This window comes from Shouchella lonarensis (assembly GCF_900096965.1).
Lineage (GTDB): Bacteria > Bacillota > Bacilli > Bacillales > Bacillaceae_D > Shouchella > Shouchella lonarensis.
Genome location: NZ_FMYM01000008.1, coordinates 103,967 through 125,375, shown reverse-complemented (window position 1 = coordinate 125,375; position 21,409 = coordinate 103,967). Strand labels below are relative to the sequence as shown.

General features: G+C 42.6%; 19 protein-coding genes. 5 read left to right on the top strand and 14 right to left on the bottom strand.

Annotated elements, in window-relative coordinates; all coding sequences use genetic code 11:
* Positions 1 to 64 precede the first annotated feature (64 nt).
* The gene (gene mciZ, locus BLT29_RS09695; RefSeq protein ID WP_090776127.1) at positions 65 to 253 is read left to right on the top strand and encodes a Z-ring formation inhibitor MciZ; all 189 of its coding nucleotides are present in this window, start codon (positions 65 to 67) and stop codon (positions 251 to 253) included.
* An 8-nt stretch (positions 254 to 261) separates the two neighbouring features.
* Here the strand turns inward: mciZ and BLT29_RS09690 are convergent, their stop codons facing one another.
* Positions 262 to 777: a TlpA disulfide reductase family protein gene (locus tag BLT29_RS09690; protein ID WP_090776126.1), complete on the bottom strand. Its 516-nt coding sequence runs from the start codon at positions 775 to 777 to the stop codon at positions 262 to 264.
* Between the two features lie 94 nt (positions 778 to 871).
* Here BLT29_RS09690 and uppP point away from each other — a divergent pair, with 94 nt between their 5' ends.
* Positions 872 to 1,705 carry an undecaprenyl-diphosphatase UppP gene (gene uppP, locus BLT29_RS09685; protein WP_090776125.1) on the top strand — a complete coding sequence of 278 codons (834 nt, stop codon included), beginning with the start codon at positions 872 to 874 and terminating at the stop codon, positions 1,703 to 1,705.
* 55 nt (positions 1,706 to 1,760) lie between these two features.
* Here the strand turns inward: uppP and BLT29_RS09680 are convergent, their stop codons facing one another.
* The 3 genes from BLT29_RS09680 to BLT29_RS09670 form a co-directional block, all read right to left on the bottom strand.
* The gene (locus BLT29_RS09680; RefSeq protein ID WP_090776124.1) at positions 1,761 to 2,240 is read right to left on the bottom strand and encodes a PTS sugar transporter subunit IIA; all 480 of its coding nucleotides are present in this window, start codon (positions 2,238 to 2,240) and stop codon (positions 1,761 to 1,763) included.
* 422 nt (positions 2,241 to 2,662) lie between these two features.
* Entirely contained in the window at positions 2,663 to 3,868 is a 1,206-nt protein-coding gene (locus BLT29_RS09675; RefSeq protein WP_090776123.1) for an AimR family lysis-lysogeny pheromone receptor, read from the bottom strand.
* A gap of 333 nt (positions 3,869 to 4,201) precedes the next feature.
* Positions 4,202 to 5,617, bottom strand: coding sequence for an AimR family lysis-lysogeny pheromone receptor (locus tag BLT29_RS09670; protein ID WP_090776122.1), 1,416 nt, complete (start codon positions 5,615 to 5,617; stop codon positions 4,202 to 4,204).
* A 321-nt stretch (positions 5,618 to 5,938) separates the two neighbouring features.
* Between BLT29_RS09670 and BLT29_RS09665 the strand changes: the two genes are divergently transcribed.
* Positions 5,939 to 6,022, top strand: coding sequence for a YjcZ family sporulation protein (locus BLT29_RS09665; protein ID WP_090776121.1), 84 nt, complete (start codon positions 5,939 to 5,941; stop codon positions 6,020 to 6,022).
* 493 nt (positions 6,023 to 6,515) lie between these two features.
* On the opposite strand, the gene BLT29_RS09660 is transcribed toward BLT29_RS09665, so the two are convergent.
* From BLT29_RS09660 to BLT29_RS09630, 6 genes are all read right to left on the bottom strand, one after another.
* A complete protein-coding gene (locus tag BLT29_RS09660; protein WP_090776181.1) occupies positions 6,516 to 10,811 on the bottom strand; it encodes a S8 family peptidase in 4,296 nt (1,431 codons plus the stop codon).
* Between the two features lie 541 nt (positions 10,812 to 11,352).
* Positions 11,353 to 12,534, bottom strand: coding sequence for an amidohydrolase (locus BLT29_RS09650; protein ID WP_090776119.1), 1,182 nt, complete (start codon positions 12,532 to 12,534; stop codon positions 11,353 to 11,355).
* 371 nt (positions 12,535 to 12,905) lie between these two features.
* Entirely contained in the window at positions 12,906 to 13,952 is a 1,047-nt protein-coding gene (locus tag BLT29_RS09645; RefSeq protein ID WP_090776118.1) for a lysylphosphatidylglycerol synthase transmembrane domain-containing protein, read from the bottom strand.
* A complete protein-coding gene (locus BLT29_RS09640) occupies positions 13,942 to 14,985 on the bottom strand; it encodes a glycosyltransferase family 4 protein (protein WP_090776117.1) in 1,044 nt (347 codons plus the stop codon). Before BLT29_RS09640 ends, BLT29_RS09645 begins: the two co-directional genes overlap by 11 nt.
* The gene (locus BLT29_RS09635; protein ID WP_090776116.1) at positions 14,982 to 16,205 is read right to left on the bottom strand and encodes a glycosyltransferase family 4 protein; all 1,224 of its coding nucleotides are present in this window, start codon (positions 16,203 to 16,205) and stop codon (positions 14,982 to 14,984) included. The genes BLT29_RS09640 and BLT29_RS09635 overlap by 4 nt, the downstream gene beginning before the upstream one ends.
* Positions 16,206 to 16,519: 314 nt before the next feature.
* On the bottom strand, positions 16,520 to 16,738 hold the full coding sequence (locus tag BLT29_RS09630; protein WP_090776115.1) for a helix-turn-helix transcriptional regulator: 219 nt from the start codon (positions 16,736 to 16,738) through the stop codon (positions 16,520 to 16,522).
* A 211-nt stretch (positions 16,739 to 16,949) separates the two neighbouring features.
* Here BLT29_RS09630 and BLT29_RS09625 point away from each other — a divergent pair, with 211 nt between their 5' ends.
* A complete protein-coding gene (locus BLT29_RS09625) occupies positions 16,950 to 17,279 on the top strand; it encodes a helix-turn-helix domain-containing protein (protein WP_090776114.1) in 330 nt (109 codons plus the stop codon).
* A gap of 46 nt (positions 17,280 to 17,325) precedes the next feature.
* On the opposite strand, the gene BLT29_RS09620 is transcribed toward BLT29_RS09625, so the two are convergent.
* From BLT29_RS09620 to BLT29_RS09605, 4 genes are all read right to left on the bottom strand, one after another.
* Positions 17,326 to 17,742, bottom strand: coding sequence for a DUF2663 family protein (locus tag BLT29_RS09620; protein ID WP_176763882.1), 417 nt, complete (start codon positions 17,740 to 17,742; stop codon positions 17,326 to 17,328).
* A gap of 105 nt (positions 17,743 to 17,847) precedes the next feature.
* Positions 17,848 to 18,438 (bottom strand): CPBP family intramembrane glutamic endopeptidase, encoded by a 591-nt coding sequence (locus tag BLT29_RS09615; protein ID WP_090776112.1) that lies wholly within the window; start codon positions 18,436 to 18,438, stop codon positions 17,848 to 17,850.
* The gene (locus BLT29_RS09610; RefSeq protein WP_090776111.1) at positions 18,429 to 19,955 is read right to left on the bottom strand and encodes a RecQ family ATP-dependent DNA helicase; all 1,527 of its coding nucleotides are present in this window, start codon (positions 19,953 to 19,955) and stop codon (positions 18,429 to 18,431) included. Before BLT29_RS09610 ends, BLT29_RS09615 begins: the two co-directional genes overlap by 10 nt.
* A complete protein-coding gene (locus tag BLT29_RS09605) occupies positions 19,937 to 20,995 on the bottom strand; it encodes a YpbB family protein (RefSeq protein ID WP_176763881.1) in 1,059 nt (352 codons plus the stop codon). The genes BLT29_RS09610 and BLT29_RS09605 overlap by 19 nt, the downstream gene beginning before the upstream one ends.
* A gap of 147 nt (positions 20,996 to 21,142) precedes the next feature.
* On the opposite strand from BLT29_RS09605, the gene BLT29_RS09600 reads away from it, so the two are divergent.
* Complete coding sequence (locus tag BLT29_RS09600; RefSeq protein WP_090776109.1) at positions 21,143 to 21,400, top strand: ferredoxin; 258 nt, start codon at positions 21,143 to 21,145, stop codon at positions 21,398 to 21,400.
* Positions 21,401 to 21,409 lie beyond the last annotated feature (9 nt).

Here is a 21,409-nt window from a genome sequence, read left to right as displayed (position 1 = left end):
TCATTCTCAATGCATAAAAGTGTATCACATAGGACACATCTTAAAAAGAAAAAGGAGCAAATCCATGCATATTTATTATTGTGACGAACGCATCATTATCGCAGGTAAGAAGTGGGAAGTGCTCGCAAAGCTGAAACAAGCCGCCCAATTATATCCGACGGTTCGTGACTGGCACGATGCCATGACCCACAAAAAAAATCCCAGTAGACCTACACTCACACTCATTCATACAAAAAGCAACCGAGGTAAGTAAGTCCTTACTTATAAATGGACTTCAATCTTTTCGATGAGCCAGTCACGGGTCACTTCGCCACGAATCATTTCAACAACAACAAAATTTTCATCCATTATGTACGTCGTTGGCAGCACCGACACTTGTACACGCGCTAAAAAATGACCTTCCGCATCTAACAAGACAGGCAATGTAAGTTGTTGTTCGTCGATAAAGTCAAGCGCATCTTGAGCCTGGACCTCACGCGCCTGCATATTTACCGTGACGACTGAGACAGGCTCATCTTCAAAATGATCTGCCACTTCCATTAGCGCTGGCATTTCTCTTACACACGGTTCACACCACGAAGCCCACACATTTAGCACCACGAGATCGCCTTTATAGTCTTGTAAACCACGCTCACCCTCTCCGTAGATTGGTAACTTCATATCTGGCATTTTGTCACCAACACCAATCGGGTGGTCTTCTGTGTTCAGATTTAAAATAAAAAACAGTATGCCCACACCCACGATGAGTACTACAATTGCAATTTTTATCCACCTCATGATGTTCCCTCTTTTCGTCTCGCTCAAAGTTTGCTAGAATGAATAAAGCGTCCTAGGTATTCACTTAAAATACATGATCAGAAAGGAACTTCATATGAACTTACTAGAAGCGATTATTCTTGGGCTTGTACAAGGCATTACAGAGTTTTTACCTATTTCAAGCTCCGCTCACTTAATCATTGTTCAGTCTATGTTTGATATGTCATTTGATGGCTTTAGCTTCGAAATCTTGCTGCACTTGGCTTCTGTGCTTGCAGTGATGCTTTATTATAGACAGGACCTTTTTAACATTATACGCGGTTTCTTCGCATATTTCACGAATCGTTCCTCTGAAAACCGGACGATGTTTTACTTTGCACTCTACTTAATTACCGCCACTGCAATTACGGGTATCGCTGGTATTCTTTTTAAAGACTATATTAGCGCAACACTTAAAACACCTACGTTTATTGCCATCTCACTTGCCGTTACAGGGATATTTTTAATCCTTATCGAACGTGTTGTTCGACATGGTCACCGGACTGAACGGGAACTGACCATGTGGGATGGCATTTTCATTGGACTTGCCCAATGCCTCGCACTGATTCCGGGTCTTTCACGCTCAGGGACGACGCTCATTGCTGGGGTTTTTGCCGGCTTATCAAAAGAAACAGCTGTACGTTTCTCTTTCTTACTTTCAATTCCGGTCATTCTCGGTTCTTCTGTACTGGCCATTAAAGACCTTCGTTCAGACGCTTTACTTGCGCAGACCGGATTACTCGAATTATCCGCCGCGTTTGTCATCACATTCATTGCTTCCTGGCTTGGCATCGTCTTCTTTATCAGCCTCATCCAACGAAGCAAGCTTGTCTATTTTGCTCTCTATTGCTTCGTGATCGCTACGCTTGTCTTTTTATTTCGCGATAGCCTCACCATTGATCATATGTAGTTGTAAAAAGTGATCCCCTTCTTTCTGCCTATCGCGAAAAAAGGGGATTTTCCCGTTAACGCGATATGAGTGTAAACAAAGGCGTTTTTCCAGCAACCACATCACCAATGGGCTGCTTTTCAATCGCAAATTGATCCGCATTTGTCACAACAATCGGTGTGACAGTATGAGCCGCTTTCTCCTTTACAAGCGAAAGGTCAAACTCAATGATGACGTCACCTGGTTTCACGGTATCCCCTTCTTTTACCCGCGCTGTAAACCTTTCCCCTTTCATCCCAACGGTCTCTAAGCCAATGTGGATTAATATTTCTGCACCAATGGCTGTCTCAATACCGAATGCATGATTCGTCGGGAAGATTTGTACAACCTTCCCAGCAACAGGTGCCACAACCTGACCATCTGTCGGTTCAACCGCTAGCCCATCACCAACCATCTTCTCCGCAAATGTCGGATCAGGCACACTTTCTATCGCGACTGCTGCCCCGTTCAATGGCGAAACAATTGTTTCTTCTTTTTTAAACCACTTTTTAAACAATCTCAACACCCCTCGTTGCGCATGTATATGGAAACTTTTCTATTATAACATATACAGCATATAGGGCACAGGAAGGTGAGGCCGTTTGATGTCCGTTTTATGGCAGATGATTTTCGGTTACGCTACGAATACACATTTTATGTCGTTATCTTCCTGTTTTTTGTGCTGACTAACGATAAAAAATCCCACTGTCGAATTTGACAATGAGATAGTGGATATTCATGTGTGACTTACACTAGGTGAATGAGATGAGCGAGAAAGAATTGGATGACCGTCACCTGCTAGTTGAATATCTTTAGATAAACTAACAGCACCTAAATCCTCAGCAACGTCAAAAGTTTGAGAACTGATCACCACTGCCGTAACGCAAGTAAACATAGCTATAATACACAACCGACACTTCATATTTCAATTCCCCCCTTTTAAGATGGGCTATTTTTCTTCAATTCCATTTCTACGAGCGGAAGTAAGTACAAACGACCCTCTTTAGCAAATGCGTGCATCGCTTCTGCCAAGACACCGACGTCTTGCAGCGCCATTCCTTTATAAAAAGTTAAAAATGAACTACCATTTCCATCCGCTTCTAGTTTAGTCACAAGCTCCAGTGCCTTTTTGTATTGGAGACGAACAACGTATTGGTGTACTTGCTCTTCAAGAATGACACCATCTAAGTCAAATTTATCACCATGCATATTGCGGACGAACGGTAAATACTCGCTTTCCAATTTCTGCCGATAATCTTCTAACCCTGTTCTTTCCGCATAAAAGAGCGCACGCTGCATATATCCTACACTTGTATAATCTTTTCGTGCCAATGTCGCTATGGAAAGCAAGTGATAACAAGGCACACACATCGTTTCCGCTACTACATGACTAATCACCGATTCTTGTAAATACTTCTCAGCTTCAATTAATTTGCCCTCATTATAAACCAAGTCATAGGCGATATAAAAATTAGTGATGGTCACCAAGACACTTTTCACAAAGCTAGTCTCCACGCTTTCTAACTGCTTCGGGAGCTTCTCCTTCAAATAAGCTGTTTTAGATCGATAACCTAGCTCCACGTATGAACGGACTTCATGTACCTCTAGCCGTACCTTCAAAATCGTTTCAGTAACGCGCCCCACTAAATCCCGTGCTTGATCAATGATCTCTTCACTACTCGTACAATCGCGAACAACACTCACCAACAATAACTGATACACAGGCACCCATTCAGTCAAATCAGGATGATCTTGATGCCTATCCAGGAGCTGCACAAGTAAGTCTTCTTGGCGATATTGAACGGCATATTCAAGCGCATCTTTAATATGATCGATGTTTTCCACCGCAAGTGAATATTCATTCATTAAAGGAATAAGTCGCTCGGAGGAAAACCGCTTCACGACAAACAATACTTGCTCAAATGCTAGCAAAGGGACGTGATACCCTTCTTCCCGAGTGAGTGCAAGGTGACGCATCGTTTCTTTTGTCCACTTCTCCTTATGATCCCACAAGCCAATACGTTGTAAATAACCTTCTGTGCCTTTTGTGATCTTGTGTTTAATTGTTGACTCAGTAAATTCTTCAATAAATTGCTGTGCTGAAGTTAGCATCATTCGCTCATCCATCCTTTCTAAAATGAACATCCCTCCCCTCATTGCTTAACCTTCGACAGGATCAACAATCATTCCTGCTGAAAATGCACTTTTTCGTACGACATTTTCTTCGAAAGAGGTGAGATTTTTGTCAAACTTTGTAGTCTGAAGAGGGATATGTCTTCGCTTCTTGTATGCTTCGTCAACGACCATGCTTGTTTACATTACACAGGAGAATAAATTAAAATGTCAAACATTTTTTAGCTAAAATACTTTGTCACATAACCACCTGTAAACAACTTTCATTCAAAGCATAGCACGAAAAAATAAATTCCGACAAGGTCAATCTTTTTATAGAACCGTTTTACTGTAGCACGTTCACATTCAAAAAAGTGATAATTTCTTCGCCACAGCAGCTGCTTCTTTACTACGTTTCAAGCCCGTTTTCTTTAAAATACTATTAACATGTTTTTTCACAGTACTTGGCGACATATATAACGCTTTAGCAATTGCAGACTGCGTGCTCCCTTCATGAATCTTCTCCAACACCTCTAACTCTCTTGGCGAAAGCATCGTTTGCCATTTAAAAGAACGGAATTGTTGTTGGACACGTTTCAGCTCATCATCTTTTATTCTATACACATAGAGCAATTCTTGTTTTACAATAGGTAGTAAATGAGCCCATCCTTTTCTTGAAAGATCTAAAAGCACTTCACATAAGTGTTCTATACTTTGCATCGCTTTCGCTTGATAAAATACTAAGAATTCACTGGTATAACCATTACTCTCCAACTCATTTACGAGAAGAAGTGCCTTTTCTCGCTCTCCTCGAACAACATGTTGATGCACTCTCTCCTCTGGAACAACACCATTTAAATCAAACTTTTCTCTCTGCATGTTCCGCACAAATGGCAAGAACTCCGATATTAACTGTTGACGATAACCTTCTAAACTGGTCTCTTCTGCATAAGAAATGGCTCGTTCCGCATACTTTACACTCATATAGTCTTGGCGCACCAATGCGGCTATTGCAAGTAAATGATAACAAGGTGGAAACATCACCTCTACTGCGACATACGGAATAACCAATTCGTACAAATACCTTTCTGCCTGAATGATATCCCCTTCGTTATAAACAAAGTCATAGGCAATATAAAAATTAGCCATAACGGTGACGATCCTTTTCACAAAGCTATCCTCCACTGTTTCAAGCTGTTTCGGCAACTGCTCCTTCAAAAGGGCTGCTTTAGAATAGTATCCTAGCCCTATATAAGAATAAACTTCATGCACCGCTAGTCGAGCCTTTAAAATTGTCTCTGTCACACGTCCGTGCATGTCCTTTGTTTGCTCAAGCGCGTCTTTATCACTCAAACAATCTTGCACCATACTTGCTAGCAGCAGTCGGTATACAAGCATCCATTCGCCCAAGCCAGCACGATCTTCATGCAGTTCGAGCAACTGTGCAAGCAAATGTTCTTGGCGATATTGAACTGCGTATTCTAACGCGTCTTTAATATGAGCTGTATATTGTACGGTAAGCGCGTATTCATTCATCAATGGAATAAGTTGTTCAGCAGAAAAACATTTTACAGCAAAAAACACTTGTTCAAATGATAGGAGCGGGATGCACCCTCTTTTTTCTTGTGCCTGCGCCAGCTCGCGCATTGTTTTTTTAGTCCATGCAGCACCATAATTCCATAATCCTTTACGGCGCAAATAATGTTCGGTTTCTTTTGTAATCCAAGACTGGGCTGTTGACTCATTTAGTACTTCAATCCCTAGTTTTGTCGAATGTCGCACAGCTACGTTCACTCTCCTAATTCGAATATATCTGTCTCCCACTATTCGACGACGTTAGCTGTTATCCCTGCTAAAAAACTTCTTTTTCCGCGCCGATTTTCCCTATCTATATAAATATACCTAAAAAAGTCGTATGTTGAATCTTCTCATCCTTCATACCGATGCCTATCCATTTAACTGATGACGATCCGTCCAGCAACCTCTGATGTAAAACTAGGTAAAATGCCTAGTCCGCTTTTACTCATGTTGCATACGCTATAAATGAGCAAGGCAAATGACTTGCTTATGCTTCGACTACATGATACAAGGAGGGATTGAATCATGAGTTGTGGAAACCAAGGGGGATTCGCTTTTATTATTGTGTTGTTCATTCTACTCATCATCGTTGGCGCTGCGTATTTATAAGTAACTTATCAGGAATACTGTTCAAGCAAAGGAGACTGTACTTCATTCCCCCACTTCGCTTTTTGTCGCCTAGAGTGGGGGATCATTTTTCAGAAAAGTTCTTTCTCATAATACATTAATAAAAATAAGGAGAAACACAGACACCTTTCCTCTTCATAAATATTCCCCTCAAACTACATACCGCATAGTTAACTATCCATGTCACAATTAGTTAAGGTAATTCGCCTATCTTCATGATACTAATTGTATTTCCCCCTGTCAGAGGGTGCTCCTTTCATCTACTTATTTTCCAAGAAAACTAGCATCTATCTTGCCCTTATTCTAAGTATATCTACATCGGCTCAAAACGTGCGCAAAACAGGCTGTTGCCTGATAGATAAGGAGAAAAGACATTGAACATTCGCACGTCAATTCTTGTGAACAAAAAATACACGGAAGAGCCGTAAAGCTCCTCCGTGCAATATTTCTCATACTATCTTCTTGCTACCTCAAGCTACTCTACATTAATGAATAGCTTTCCAGTGGCTTCTTGGCGTGACTCATTTCCGTATGAATCTGCAGCCTTCACTTCAATCACTGCACCATCCGCAACAACATTGCTCGTTGCCGTGTAGTAGCCCACATACTTCCCTGGTGTTGTTTCTGCCATTGGCAGTGCTGTCGCATTTGTAGACGTGATGTTTGTTAACGGCAAGTGAATGATAAAGCTTGCGCTCAAGCCTGGTTCACTATCAAATTCAATTTTCACCGTTTCACCTGCATTGAGCACTTTATCTTCTGTTGGCGTTAAGTTCTCAATCACTGGGGCGTCATACTTCACATCAATGGTCACATGCTTTGTCGCTTCATTTCCTGCTAGATCACGGGCAACGACGGTAATGTCATTTTGACCGTTTTCAACCAAAATGCGTTTTGAATAGTTGCCGTCCGTGACATTCGCACGCTGCCCATTCACCTCGACATAGTCAAGGTTAGCGTCTGAGACCGTTCCCTCAACAACGACCGTTTCCCGATTTGACTTTTCGCCATCTTGCGGGCTATCAATTGTCAAGTCTGGTGCTTCTGTGTCAAGTGTCACTGTGATCACATCAGATGTCGCCGCAGCATTGCCGTTCACGATTGCAATCGCTTTGAGCTCATTTGCACCTTCTGACAACGTCATTGGAATCTCAAATGATCCCTCTTCATTTGCTTCAACTGTGTCAACAGCTTCACCATTATTCTCAAGCTTGATCGTTGTTTCCGGATCCGTCGTTCCTTTGACTGTCAACGCTGGATCATTCGTTAAGACGTCCTCTGCTGGAGACGTCAACACTGGTGCCTCTAGTGGACCAGCATCTTCATAAGAAACGCGGGCGCGAATCATATAGTTGCCTTCATATTCAGGCGTTTGTGACCACTCTTCATCAATATACTGATAGCTTCGCTCAGACAATGGACCATTCTCGTCTGTCGCAAGCCCTGGCGCGTTCGGATGCGCTGCTGTTTGGATATACACCATATAGAAGTCACCCGACACTTCGATCTCATGTTCAGAGAGGTCAACCGTTGTCCATGAACCATCACGTAGTGCTTCTGCTTCAAATGGTCCAGCCAACTTCTCTCCTGGCAAACCATTTGTACCATTCGCATCCCAAACTTCAACAGCAAAATCTGTGCCACCTGGCACTGGCCATTCTGTATCCCAGAAGCGGAAAAGTCCATCTGTGACAAGCGCAGACGATTTTCCTTCTGCAAGAGACATTTTCACAGCCCAGCCGTTGCCGCTTTCATAAAATGCGCGGGCATTTTCTGGTGTGCCATCGTCATAACCGATTTCATCAGCTGGAATTGTCTCAGTTGGCGAAAGCTCAATGGTAAGGTCAACATTTTCAGTCAAGTCGACTTCAACTGTTTGACGCTCATACCCTGGCGCAACAACGCTCAGTGTATACACACCTTCATCCGCAGTGAGGTTAAACGTTCCGTCTTCTCCTGTTTCCCGAGGCGCAATATTGGCATCTTCCACCACAGATACTGTTGCACCCTCAATGGCATCGCCTGTCTCTGCATCAACCACTTGCCCGTTAATGGCATATTGTCCCATCTTTTGCAACATAAAGTTGACCTCTGTTGTCTCACCATCAACGATCTCTACTGGTTGCTCAGCTGGCTCATATCCATACGCCTCTGCTTTCAGCGTATAATCACCTGCTGCGTGTGAAAGCGAGTAAGCACCATTTGCAGGGTTTGTATTCGTTGAGCGTCCCGTCTCAACGACACTCACTTGTGCACCAACTGGTAGAGCAGATGGATGCGCACCTTTGTCTACTGGCGCATCTTTTTCTTTGTCTAAAGCTGGAACAATCTTATCTGGATCAACAGTTGCTTTTGTGATCCCTAAATGATGACGAGCCACATCAGCTCTTTTGTTTTTATCTTCTCCACGAAGGCTGGTTGACGGGCCACGAGATGTATCGACGAGCGCCACATCATCAATATACAGCCCTGAACGAACAATGCTAAAGTCTGACGTCAAATTAAAGCCAATGTACACACGTTGACCGCTATAATCTGACAAATCAACTTCCGCTGATTCCCAACCACTTGTCGTACCATTCATACGTGCAAGTTGTGTCCAAGACTCTCGATCCGTCGAAATAAACACATGCCCGTAATCGTAATTATTTTCCAAGTCATACCACCGTTTGAACTGTAAGTATGCATTTCCTTCAGGCAAATCAATCGGAGGCATCACAAGCGTTGCATTCATGTTGTTGTCATAATTGCCGCCTAAATTGGTTGCATACACATTGTCTCCTGAAGCAGCAGCACCTGGTCCAGAGGTAGGTTCACCCCATGCCCAACTATTTTGCTCGCCAAATGACGTCCAACCAGTTGGATTTGTCTCAAAATCTTGCGTATATCCGATGGTGATTCCCGGAGATACTGCAACCGTGAAGTCTTCTGACACGACTTCATTGTTACCGTAGTCAGTCACAACCCAATGATACGTAAAGGACTCTCCAGTCACTGCCTCACCCGGCACAGTTGCCCGATAATTTCCTGATTGATAATTTCCTGATACACGTTCTGCGCTCTCCGTTTGTTCATTGCCCTCTTCGTCTGTATAAACGAGTACAACGGAAGTGATCGCAATGTTATCCGCTACAGAGATCTCCAAATCCAAGTCCATACCTGCATATGTTTCGGCAGGGGACTCGTGCTCATACGTCGGTGGCTCAACATCCTCGCCTTCTTCCAACACATGTCCTTGCACAATACCAATACCGTCCGCTACTGCTGTCACTGCTTCATATGCATTGACAAGCCCATGGCCATACGCATGGTTCGGTGCTTCTGGATATTGATTATCTGTCAACGGTGTCGCTGTGCTCGTCAGCACTTCTTCCAAATCATCGACAGTGAGACTCGCATTTGCTTGCTTCACCAATGCAGCAACACCAGATACCGCTGGACCAGACATTGAAGTCCCGTTCCAGCCGCCTTCATAACGACTACCCGGTACAGCTGAACGAATATTGACCCCAGGTGCCGAAATGTTTGGCTTCAATTCTCCATATGGAGATGGACCTCGTAGTGAAAAGTTTGCAATTGCGTCATTCACATCTGTTGCACCAGTCGCAAATGATTCTGGGTAATTGGCTGGTACAGAGATGGAACCTGGGCTAGGGCTACCATTTCCAGCTGAAAATTCAGGGAAAATTTCGGCCGCACGCCAGTTGATCACAACATCACGATACCATTCATCTAAACCAGAACCGCCACCCCAAGAATTGTTGACGATATCCGGTGCCAAGTCTGCACGCGCATTGCCTTCTGAATCGGTTGGCGCTAAAATCCATTCCGCCGCGTTCAGCAAGTCTTGGTCTGTTGCACCACCAGTTGGTCCAAATGCTTTGACCGCGATCCATTTAGCACCCGGTGCCACGCCAACTTGGTTGGCTCCATTTGGTTCACTACCAACCATTGTGCCTGTTACATGTGTCCCGTGACCTTGGTCATCGTAAGCCTCATCTCGACCAGCAGAGGTTGAGTCAAAAAAGTTAAAATCATGGTTAACTTCTCCAGAAGCCGTATCATATCCACGATATTTCTCTTTTAACGCAGGATGATCCCATTGTACACCTGTATCAATGCTGGCAACAACAACGCCTGCCCCATCAATGCCCATGTCCCATACATCCGGCGCACCAACACGTTCAATGTTCCACTCAACATTTTCAATTGTTGATTCCGGCACATCCACATCTTCTACAACGGTCTCGTGTAACTGACGTTCTTCATTCGGAAGAATCTTTTCCACTTCCGAGAATGTAGCGATTTTTTCCGCAACAGATTTCGGCGCAGTCACCGCCATCCCATTGACAATATGATAAGAACGGAAATCTTTCACCGTTCCTTTTTCTTTCTCAGCCTCAACAAACGCTCGAACGTCTTGCTGAGAAACAGTCGCCGTTTCTTTTAATTCTGCAATGACAGCAGAACGTTGCACAAAGGTTGCTTTTTGTGGGGAAAGATCTTGTTTTTGTGCTGATGCTTGTGCTTCACTTGCCACCTCCATTGCATCCGCCTTGTCACGAAACTTCACAAGAAACGTCACAGTGTCATCATCTTTGAACTGCTTTAGTAACCGATCGTTCAGTTTCTCCTCCGCAAGTTGCACAGTATCTCGAAGTGATTCGTGCACGTTTCCTTTCGTTGTTGCCTGGGAAACGCTCGGTGTCACAAGTGACGCGACCATCAGCAACGTGGCAGCAATACCAAATGACTTCTTTCGCCAATACATACGTTTCAAAAGCTTCCCCTCCTTGATTTACGACACAAATGATTCCCGAACCACCTTCCCCCCTTCAAAAGAAATCATCCATGACATCCAGCTAAAAGCTGGTTTCCCTAGTATATAGGTAAAGATTAAGAAATGTTGCTGGAATTTGTCAATTGCAGTTCGTCAATATATGAGAATATTCTTTCCTCTATTTCTCTACAAAAACGACCTATATGTATGACAAATATTAGGGTGTCATTCTTTTCTCACCTTGATTTATGTAGATAGACGAAATAAATCATACGTGCTTCATTTAAATTTATTAAAAAAAGATGGTCCAAAAGTCCCATAGATTTTTGTGTCCCAGTCAATCAAAAAACATCTGTTTAAGCTGGATTATGCTGATTTATGTCATTTTCCGTCTTTTATTACAGAAAAAGAAGTGGAGGGTGCGTTTGACTATTTCAACATGACTAATAAAATAAAGCATCTCAACTTTAAAAATCTAAAGTTTGAGATGCAAAGAATCAACATGTAGACAGCAATCATATGTCTCGTATTGTCACCACTCATCATGTAAAAACGCCAATGCCACTGCCCCCAAATGTTTTGCTGCAATGAGCATGGCGTCTTCATCAAAATCGAACTTCGGGTGATGGTGTGGGTAAACGATCCCCTTTTCCTCGTTTCCAGCCCCTGTAAAAAAGAACGTTCCGGGTACACGCTGCAAGTAATACGCGAAATCTTCTCCACCCATTACAGGTTTGATTTCCTCTACATTTTCAGGGTCACTAATTGTTTGTGCGACTTCGGCGAAACGCTTCGTCTCACGATCGTCATTCACAACCGCCTGATGACCCCGTTCATATGAGAACGTATAAGTCGCTCCAGCTGCCTCACATACCCCTTTGATGATTTGTTCCATCCGCTGTACAATATGTGTCTGTACGTTCGAACAAAACGTACGAACCGTTCCTGAAAGCGTCGCTGTGTCACTAATAACGTTAAAAGCGCCTCCCGCCTGAAAAGAGGCAATAGATAATACTGCAGCGTCTTGCGGATCAACGTTGCGACTCATAATTTGTTGTAACTGAAGGACCACCGATGAGGCGACGACAACGGCATCAACCGTTTCATGTGGCGCTGCCCCGTGTCCCCCTTTTCCTTGAATTTGAATGTCAAAACGATCTGCAGCTGCCATAAAGGGTCCGTAACAATAACCAATTTTCCCGACTGGCAAAGGACTCCACAAATGTGTACCAAAAATCGCATCTACCCCCTCAAGACAGCCATCTTTAATCATTGCAATCGCGCCTCCAGGGGCAAGCTCCTCCGCAAATTGATGAATAAGTACAACCGAACCACACAAGTGATCCTTCATTGTCATAAATACTTTCGCTAATACAAGTAACGTTGCTGTATGCCCGTCATGACCACAAGCATGCATTTTTCCTGACACTTTTGAAGCGAACGACAACCCTGTCTCTTCTTGAATTGGTAGCGCATCAAAATCTGCCCGTAATGCCACTGTTTTTCCCGGTCGCGTACCACGAATCACCCCAACAACACCACGTCCACCCACGCCTATACGTACATCGACACCGACTTCAGTTAAATATTGCGCAATCTTCGCAGGAGTAGCTACTTCTTCGTAACCAAGTTCGGGCTCTTCGTGAAATGCTCTTCGTAACGCCACCATCTCCGGAAATAAAAATTCTAACTTTTTGAATAATTCATCTAACATTATAGCACCTTCCTCAAAACGGTCCATATTTTGTGACAAATCGCGTAAAAAGATGGGTTGAAAAACCCATCTGCTCCGACAATTATGTCTTATTTCGATTGCTCAGACGTCTTTAACAATAAAATTGCCATGACAACTGCCAACGCAACCGCTGTCAAACCAATTCCTAAAATGGCTAGTAACTGCGAACCGCTCATTTCTTTCACTCCTTGACAACGAAGTCTCACACCTATACTGTCTGACTTCTATACTCATCACAAAAAAGAAGCCAGATCAATCAGGCATCATAACGAACCCATTTCACTCCCACATTATAACATACACCTTACTGCTTTCAAAGCGTTTATTCACGCTCAGTAACTATCGTTTACTTACTTCTTCTCACCTCGAATAGGTGCACCTTGTTTTAGCTTGGGCTTATTCGTCATCCGCATTGAATAGAACAAACCAACAATCACTGCTGTGTAAGCCGTAAATAAGCGCCAAAATAGCATCGACAACAACAACGTTTCCGGACCCATATACGGATGAAACATTTCCTTAAATGTATACTCTGCTGCCCCACTTCCACCTGGGGTTGGAACGACTGTTGAAAAAATCATAATGAAAGCATGATAAATGCTACTGACAAACAATGTCAATTGTTGCACTGAGAATGCCTGGAAAATAAAGTATGGGATGCTAAAAAGAATGAGGATTTGTATTAATGTTACAACAGACGAGCGAAATAACAACCATTTATCCTTTAGCAACCGATGACTCTCTTGATGAAACTGAGTGACAGATATAGCAAGGGAGGCACGCCACCTCGCTTCTTTTTCCCGATTAAATAAACGAATGGGTCGTAAAATGAGGCGCACTAAAAACATCGCTAGTCTCTGGTTCAGTGCTACGATAAATAAAAATACGATGATACATAAATGAATGACAAAACCAATTAATACAAGCCCTTTCATCTTTGGCAAAGCGCCTGCCAATACATCATAACCTGCAAACAAAATGGACCCGAATGCAAGCACAAGAACGACTTGGAACACAATAAACTTAATCATTAAGATCGAACTTGCTCGCCCGCCTTCAACACCTTTTTTCGTCAATAAGTATAATTGCGCTGGCTGACCCCCTGAAGCAAGAGGTGTAATCTGATTAAATAACAGCCCTAACATAGTTGTTTGAAAGTAGTCTGAAAATGAAAGCTGCGCACGGTTGGCTTTTGCCATGAACGCCAACACCATTGCTTCTAACACCCACGTCAAAACAAACAACAAAAATGCTAGTAATAACCACCACAAATTTGCTTTAAAAAAGCCCGTCTTTAATAAAGACATATCAATATTTCTAAATAAAAAAAGGGCACAGCCTCCCCCAATGAGTAGAAAGAAGCTGAGCTGCAAAAAGAGCTTTCGATCATTGTTCATACACGGGAACCTTCTTTATTGACGCCATACGAGCATAAAAATCATTCCACACTTCCGCAAGGCGATCTTCTGAGTAATGGTACGCACCTCGGCGCGCTGCTTGACAAGCTTGCTCGTAAAAATCACGATCCGTACGCATGTTTTCAATCATCTCTACGAACGTAGGAACAGAGGAAGCTTGATAATAATAATCAAACAAAATGTCTTGATACAAATCTAAGTCTCTGAGTAAGATGGGTGTGCCACAACTCATTGCTTCCAAGATGGTCATTGGGAACAACTCGTTAAAAGATGGCAAAAACAACATATCTGATAAATTATAGTATGCCCCCATTGTCTCTCGATCAACAATTCCCGTAAAACGAACATTCGCAGGCGGGTGATCTACAATCGCTTTTAACTGTTCGTACCCCGCTGTGATTTTCCCAAATGAAAAACCACCGACCCAAATAAATTGTATATGAGGTAATTGTTTTGCGACCTCTACAAAGTCTAAAATACCTTTACGGTGCTGTACTTGTCCCGCACCTACTACTACAAACGCTTCTTTACTAATTTCATGCTTTTCTCGTAATGCCCATCGGACTTCTTCTGGCTCTTCCTTAAACATTTTTTTAGAAACAAAGTTAGGGATATAATGCACCTTCTCTTTCGCGATACCCAACGCCTCGAGCTTAGGAATAAAAGTCGGATTTACGACAACAAGATGATCCATCCGTTGGTAAAAAGCAACCACGTACTTATAAAAAATTGCCCGAATTGGTGCTGGCAATTTTAAGCTCTCATCTACCGTTTCCGGCAAAAAGTGAACATATCCTACTTTCACTCCACGCCGGCGGCGAAAAAATGTCGACAGGTAAAAGCGAAAGTCAATCGTATGGTAATGGGTAATGTCACACGAATCAAATTGGTTGACCTTCAAATCATACATGCCTACCTGTTGCTCCATTAAAGTCAGAAGCTCACGATACGCAGAAGCCACCCCTTGTCCTTTCACTTTTTCTGCTGAAGATAGCATCGTTAGTTTTATCATGATGATCGCTCTTTTCGATAGAAAATAGACAGTGGTCCAGATGAAAACCTCGTGCTTGTCCGGTGTGCATTCATACATGCCCTATACATTGATACAATTGTTTGACCAAATGCTTCCGCCGACAACGGCTGAATGTGTTTCTTTGCTGCCTGACGTACTTGCTTGAGCTGCTGAGGTCGTGCAAATACTTCACGCAATAACGGACCTAAATCTTCATCTGTTCGGAAAAGGAACCCTGTTTGTCCATCCATTAACAAATTGGCGACACTTTGATCCTCTTTGGCCACAACAATACAACCGGAAGCAATTGCTTCAATATATGTTAAACCCTGTGCCTCTGTCGTTGATGCACTCACAAACACATCTCCAATGTGGTAATAATACTGCACTTGGTCCCAATTCACTGCACCAACAAATCGTACTGCATGATGAACACCTTGTGCACGCGCAAGTGCCTCTAAAGATTCACGTACAGGACCGTCTCCAACCATAACAAGCTTAATTGTCGGGTCAAACGCCAGCCAGTTTGGCAATGCACGGATAATGGCTTGCATGTTTTTTTCTTCAGCCATGCGACCAATTGACACAACCACTTTGTCCCCTGTATTAATATGGAGTGTTTCCTTTATTTTGCACACTTGCTGAATACTTGTTTCTGTGCGTCTAAATTGCTTAAAAGAAATGCCTGTCGGAATCGTTTTAATTGGTTCTTCTACACCATAACTAATTAACTTCCTTCTTACTTTATCTGTTGGCGCAATGACAAGACTGGCCCCTTTACAAAAATACTTTGTTAGCTTTCCAACAAATTTCGGCGTCAATAGTTTTCCCTTTGCAATGTAGTGCAAATAATCTTCATACATCGTATGGTACGTGTGGACAAAAGGCACATTATGTTTATTCGCGACATATTTCCCTAACAGTCCCATTGAAAACTCTGTATGCGTGTGAACCAAGTCAATCTCAAGCGTCTCCATTAAGCGCGAAGCTTTCCTCATTCCTGCATAAGCCAACCGTCTTTCAGGTACAAACCATGCCCCAAGGCTTGGGAAACGAAATACTTTCCCTTCTTCTTCAGCCAAATCTGCTGATCGATCGGTTGACGTGAAAATATACACTTGATGTCCAGTATTTGTTAACTCTTTTTCTAGCGTTGCGATTGAAGCAGCAACACCACTAATTTGCGGGAAGTACGTATCAGTAAAAATAGCAATATTCATCGTCTAGCCTCTTTTCTCTTGTAAGAATATGAACAGCATATAATAGCAATGTTTCATAAAAACAAGCAGTGGCTTATTCATCACTATACAGCTTTTTCCTATTCGCGCCTATACTTTTCTTTATTCTTTATAAAAACTTTATCATTTATACACCTTGCATGATGATGATAGGCTTCTTTTACTTTAACAAGAACGAAAAGACACTGCACCGATCCAAAGATGGGTTTTAGCGTCCGTCTCTAGACCGATGCCTTTCTTACTTCCTTAAAAAAGCAGTTTTACCGCTGCATGCGCCCTCTACTGTTAAAAACAAATCACGGATTGTGTTGGTTCTCCTGTTTCACTGTTTGCAAAAAAATATCATCCGGATAAAGCGAAAACACTGTCGAGATTTTATAGGCAACTTCATATGATAACCCTCTTTTTCTATTTTCTATTTGCCAATAAAACGGCGTGCTTACGCCAATTGCTTGCGCAACATCTTTTAACGTCATTTTATGTTGTAAACGTATTCTTTTCAACTCTGACCACATCACAAATCACCTCAACTGTTATTAACTTGCAGTTAATAACAGTATACCGTCAATCTTTTTGTTTGTACATGCTTTTGTATCTATTTAGTTAACAGTATTTACGTTAGCTATTTGTTAAACTATAATGAGTGCACAACACATTTTTTCACTTAGAACCATTTTCAATGTCCTTTTGAGCAACATTTATTAAACAAAGGAAAGGATTGTCTATATGGCTATTATCCCAGGTCGCTTACGCGCATTGCGCAAAAAGCATCAACTTACGCAAGCGGAATTAGGCGCGCGCGTCAATGTAACAAAAGTATCGATTTCAGGCTATGAAACAGGCAACCGCACACCTGACACTGACACGTTAAATGATTTGGCAAACGTATTTGGTGTCACTACTGATTATTTACTTGGTCGTGTTGAGCATCCTACGCCACCCTTTTTATATGAGGAAGCTCTCACAACAGATGAAGCAAACCTACTACGAGAGCACCTTGAATTTTTACGTTATCGCGCAAACAAAAGAGATGACTCATCAGAAGAGGACGCATGACGCGAGCATCATGTGATCTACTACTTATTGGGCGGGCTTCATGCTGCTAATGATAATGGTATAAATTAATATCATAAGATTGCTTCATTCGAGCAAGAAGGGCCTCCCGCTCTTGATTTGTGTAGTTGGCTGGAAATAATTCTTCACCTCGCTCAATAAACTCTTGTCGCAACGACTCAAAAGTCTCTTCTTGCTCATCAAGCTTTTTCCCGATCGACGTGAAAAGTAGGATAGACCCAATCATGACACCACACAACATCATTCTGAGTGGCGAAGCAAACAATTCTTCATGTGGCAAAGAGCGAAGGGTCACTGTACGGCTAATTAAAAAAACTAAGCAAATGATTGATAACAGCATGACAACCACTGTCCGCTGTTTTTTTTGTTTCAATCGTTCCCAACCTTCTTTTCGTTCAATCAGTTCACTAATGAGGACTTGTAATGATGCAGACCGCTCTTCCACCATCATCCCCTCCTATGTATAAGGATTAAACACTGATCAATTTTTAAACGACCCGACCCAACCGCTCGTACTACAAACTTACGCAGTGGCGCCTTTCATTAGAACTTATACACCGATGACACGGCGCTTTGCACTTTTGCGTAAAAATACCCCCAACAAAAAATTAATTAAGAAGTGGGCAACAACGACACTACAAAAGTTTCCTGTACCTTCGTATAGCAATCCAAGTGCTATACTTAGCAGTAGCGTATAAAAAAACAATATTGGCTTCTTTATATAACGAACATGTACGAGTGCAAAGCATATACTCGCAACAGGCAAACCTACAAGCGGCTGTAATACGCCACGAAACAACCATTCCTCTACAATCGCAACAACGAGACAAAAAAAGACCATATGACAAATCCCCATTGATCGGAAAACACGGTCATTAATTCCCCCATCATCTAGCCATCGTGCAGGAACAACCCGATATAATAACAAATTTATGATCAGCACAATGATTGCAAAGCTAGCTCCTTGCCATAACCCATCATGCCAATGCCATGTCAATTGACTAATCCCTTTTTGTATCCCATTACCAAACAATGCGCTTATACCGAGTGCTACACTAAGCATGAATGCCTGAGAAAGATATACGCTCATATACAATTCTCGGTTTGGAAGTTGTTGTAGCTGTTCACGACTTAACGACATGTGCTTTTAGTTCCCCTCTCGTTTACAACAAATAATTGCGCTAATTGCGTCTGCCATGATTGTGTTGCCGCCACTTGCGGAACATGGTCATTTGCTTTCACGATTTCAGGTAATAGACCACATACATCACAGCACGGCGCTTGCTTTTTCGGACGCTCTTGAAAATAGCGCAACAACATATGCCGTCGACAAGTATTTTGCTCCTCCACATAATTGACTATTGAACGTAAGCGCAAGCGTCGTTCTTCATAACGTTTTTGAAAATACGCACTGATCTTTGTGGCTAACACGCTACTGGAAAACGTTGTCGTTACGAAACCTTCTAACACAGCACCCCAATGTTCAAGCAAATAAACAATTGCACGTGTATGATCATAGCCTAGATGTTTCACTCGTTCTTCTAACTTTGTCTCATCAAAAACTTTTCCGGGGGTAAGAGACGCAAGTACCCATGCAAGTTCTTTTTCCTTCATTTGTCCTTGCTTTAATAATTGGATTGCTTGCTCATCATCCGTAGCGGTTACCAAAAACAATGCCATTGCCGGTTGCCCGTCACGTCCCGCACGCCCAATTTCTTGGACGTATGCTGCAAAATCAAGTGGGTAGTGTACGTGTACGACATAACGAACATCATCTTTGTTCAATCCCATCCCAAAGGCATTTGTCGCACAAATCAGATCGAGTTGGTCATGCATAAATTGTTGTTGGACAAGCAACCTGTCTGTTTGTTCCATCCCACCGTGATAAGCGGCAATATTTTTTGTTGGATAGATTTCGCGTAAATGATGGCACAACTGTATTGCTTGATTACGGCTATGAACATAAATAATTCCAGGAGACGGGTAGTAACTAACACACTGTTCGATGCGTGACACTTTTTCTCCTGCTGAAGCAACCACTTCGATGTTCAAAAAAATATTCTCGCGGTTCACACTTTCTATAAAACAGCGGGGATTCTCGAGTCGGAGTTGTTGCATCACATCTTTTTGAACCCGTGGAGGTGCCGTCGCAGTCATTGCTAAGCAACGGGGCGAGCCAACATCAGCCCGCACTTGACATAGGCGCAAATAGTCCGGCCGAAAATCATGCCCCCAATGAGAAATACAATGCGCCTCATCAACAACAAACATGGCAATGTGCGTTTGTTTTAGTGCCTTTCGTACAGTTTTTGACTGTAGCATCTCAGGAGAAGCATACAATAGCTTTAATTGCGATAACTGAGTCAAGATCACTTGACGTTCCTGTTGATCTGTGAAACTATTTAATGCAGCAACACGCCGAATCCCATTCTTTTTTAATTGTTGCACTTGGTCCTCCATTAACGATAGCAACGGAGAAACAACAATGGTCAAACCGTCAAGTAACAAAGCTGGCAACTGATAACAGAGTGACTTTCCCCGACCTGTTGGTAAGACGGCTAACACATCATGCCCCGCCATTAGCGCCTCAATAATCTCACGCTGACCTTGCTTGAATGTTTCGTGACCAAATTTCTCTTTTAAAGCTCGTGTGAGCATGAATGCCCCTCCTTTCTCGTTAGTGCAAGTCGGATTTCAAAATAGCTTACTTTTTCATTAAGTGCTTGTCGAATGGTTTTTAATTTAAGCGTCTTCTCTAATTCACTTACACGAAGAATTTGCTCCTGTTTCTCACGTACAACATAGCAATCAATCGGAAAGGACGCATTTAATAGTGCAAGCGCCACCACATGATCTTCAATTGTGGTGACCTTTAAACGACGTTGATGTGCAACTTCACGAATAGATAAGCCCTTTTCTAAGAGCTCGGCTGTTTTTTCAGTAGATGTTGCCATGGGTAGCTGCATATCTTCTTCTGTGATTAAGCGTGACAAACTTGGGTATTCATGTTTATTTGCCAATACATGTTTTAAGATGAAGTGACATGTACTTTTATGGCGCACAAACAGCTCGTCCACAGGCTTTCCATACAAATGAGCCAATTGCTCTAATGTCGCACCAATGTGGTGCGCAGAAGATAGTTGCCGCACAAATAGCTCTGCTTGCAAAGTCGCTACCTGTGACAAAAGTGTAAAACATTCTTCATATAGTTGTTTACACAAATCATCGACCGTCTTACTTGAAGACCGAATGTAACCTTTCACAAAACGTTGCACAGAAAATGTTTGTACAATAGGCACAAATGATTTGTGCAGTGCAAGGTGCGACAATGATTGGCATAACAACACCAACCGCTGCCAAAAAGTACGTTCTAAATGTCCGAAACGCCAGTTGTCAATCGTATCTATGTAAGGATGCGCTAGACGCCACGACATGGTATATGTGTGTCCTTTTTCCGTTAAGGTGTAATCATTTTCTTTCATTTGTATGTACCCTTGTTGTTCCAATACTTGCAAGTGATTATCCAAGATGTTTCGCGATAACTGAGGGAACAGACCAAAATATCGTTGCAATTGAAACAAGTGTGCATCGTAAATGGTTTGAATAGACCTCTTCCCTTGCAACAAATGATAAACGGCCGATAAAGATCGTTCTCCCCGAAAACTTAACATGATCCATAATATGCATTGCGCTCGCACAAGACCTCCCCCAGTCGACCTTTTATGTCTATTGTACCAAATATTACTACACGCGTGCGCAATTGCACCAGGAAAGGTTCCACGGTACAATATAAGAAATGTGCGCATCGTGAAACAAACAAACGAAAAGGAACGGGGGTTAATGATATGGCCGACGCCGACGATCAATATTATCCAATGGTAGACATGGACACATGTATCGCCTGCGGTGCTTGCGCTCTCTCAGCCCCGCAAGTATTTGATTACAACGACGAAGGGTTAGCATATGTGACCATTGACAACAATCGTGGAACCATCGCTGTACCTGCGCCTTTCGTATCGGGTATGTTAGATGCCTATGACGGTTGTCCAAGTGCGTCCATTCAAATCCAAAAGTCCGCGTTCAACAATTGTCAACATAAATAGTTACTACTT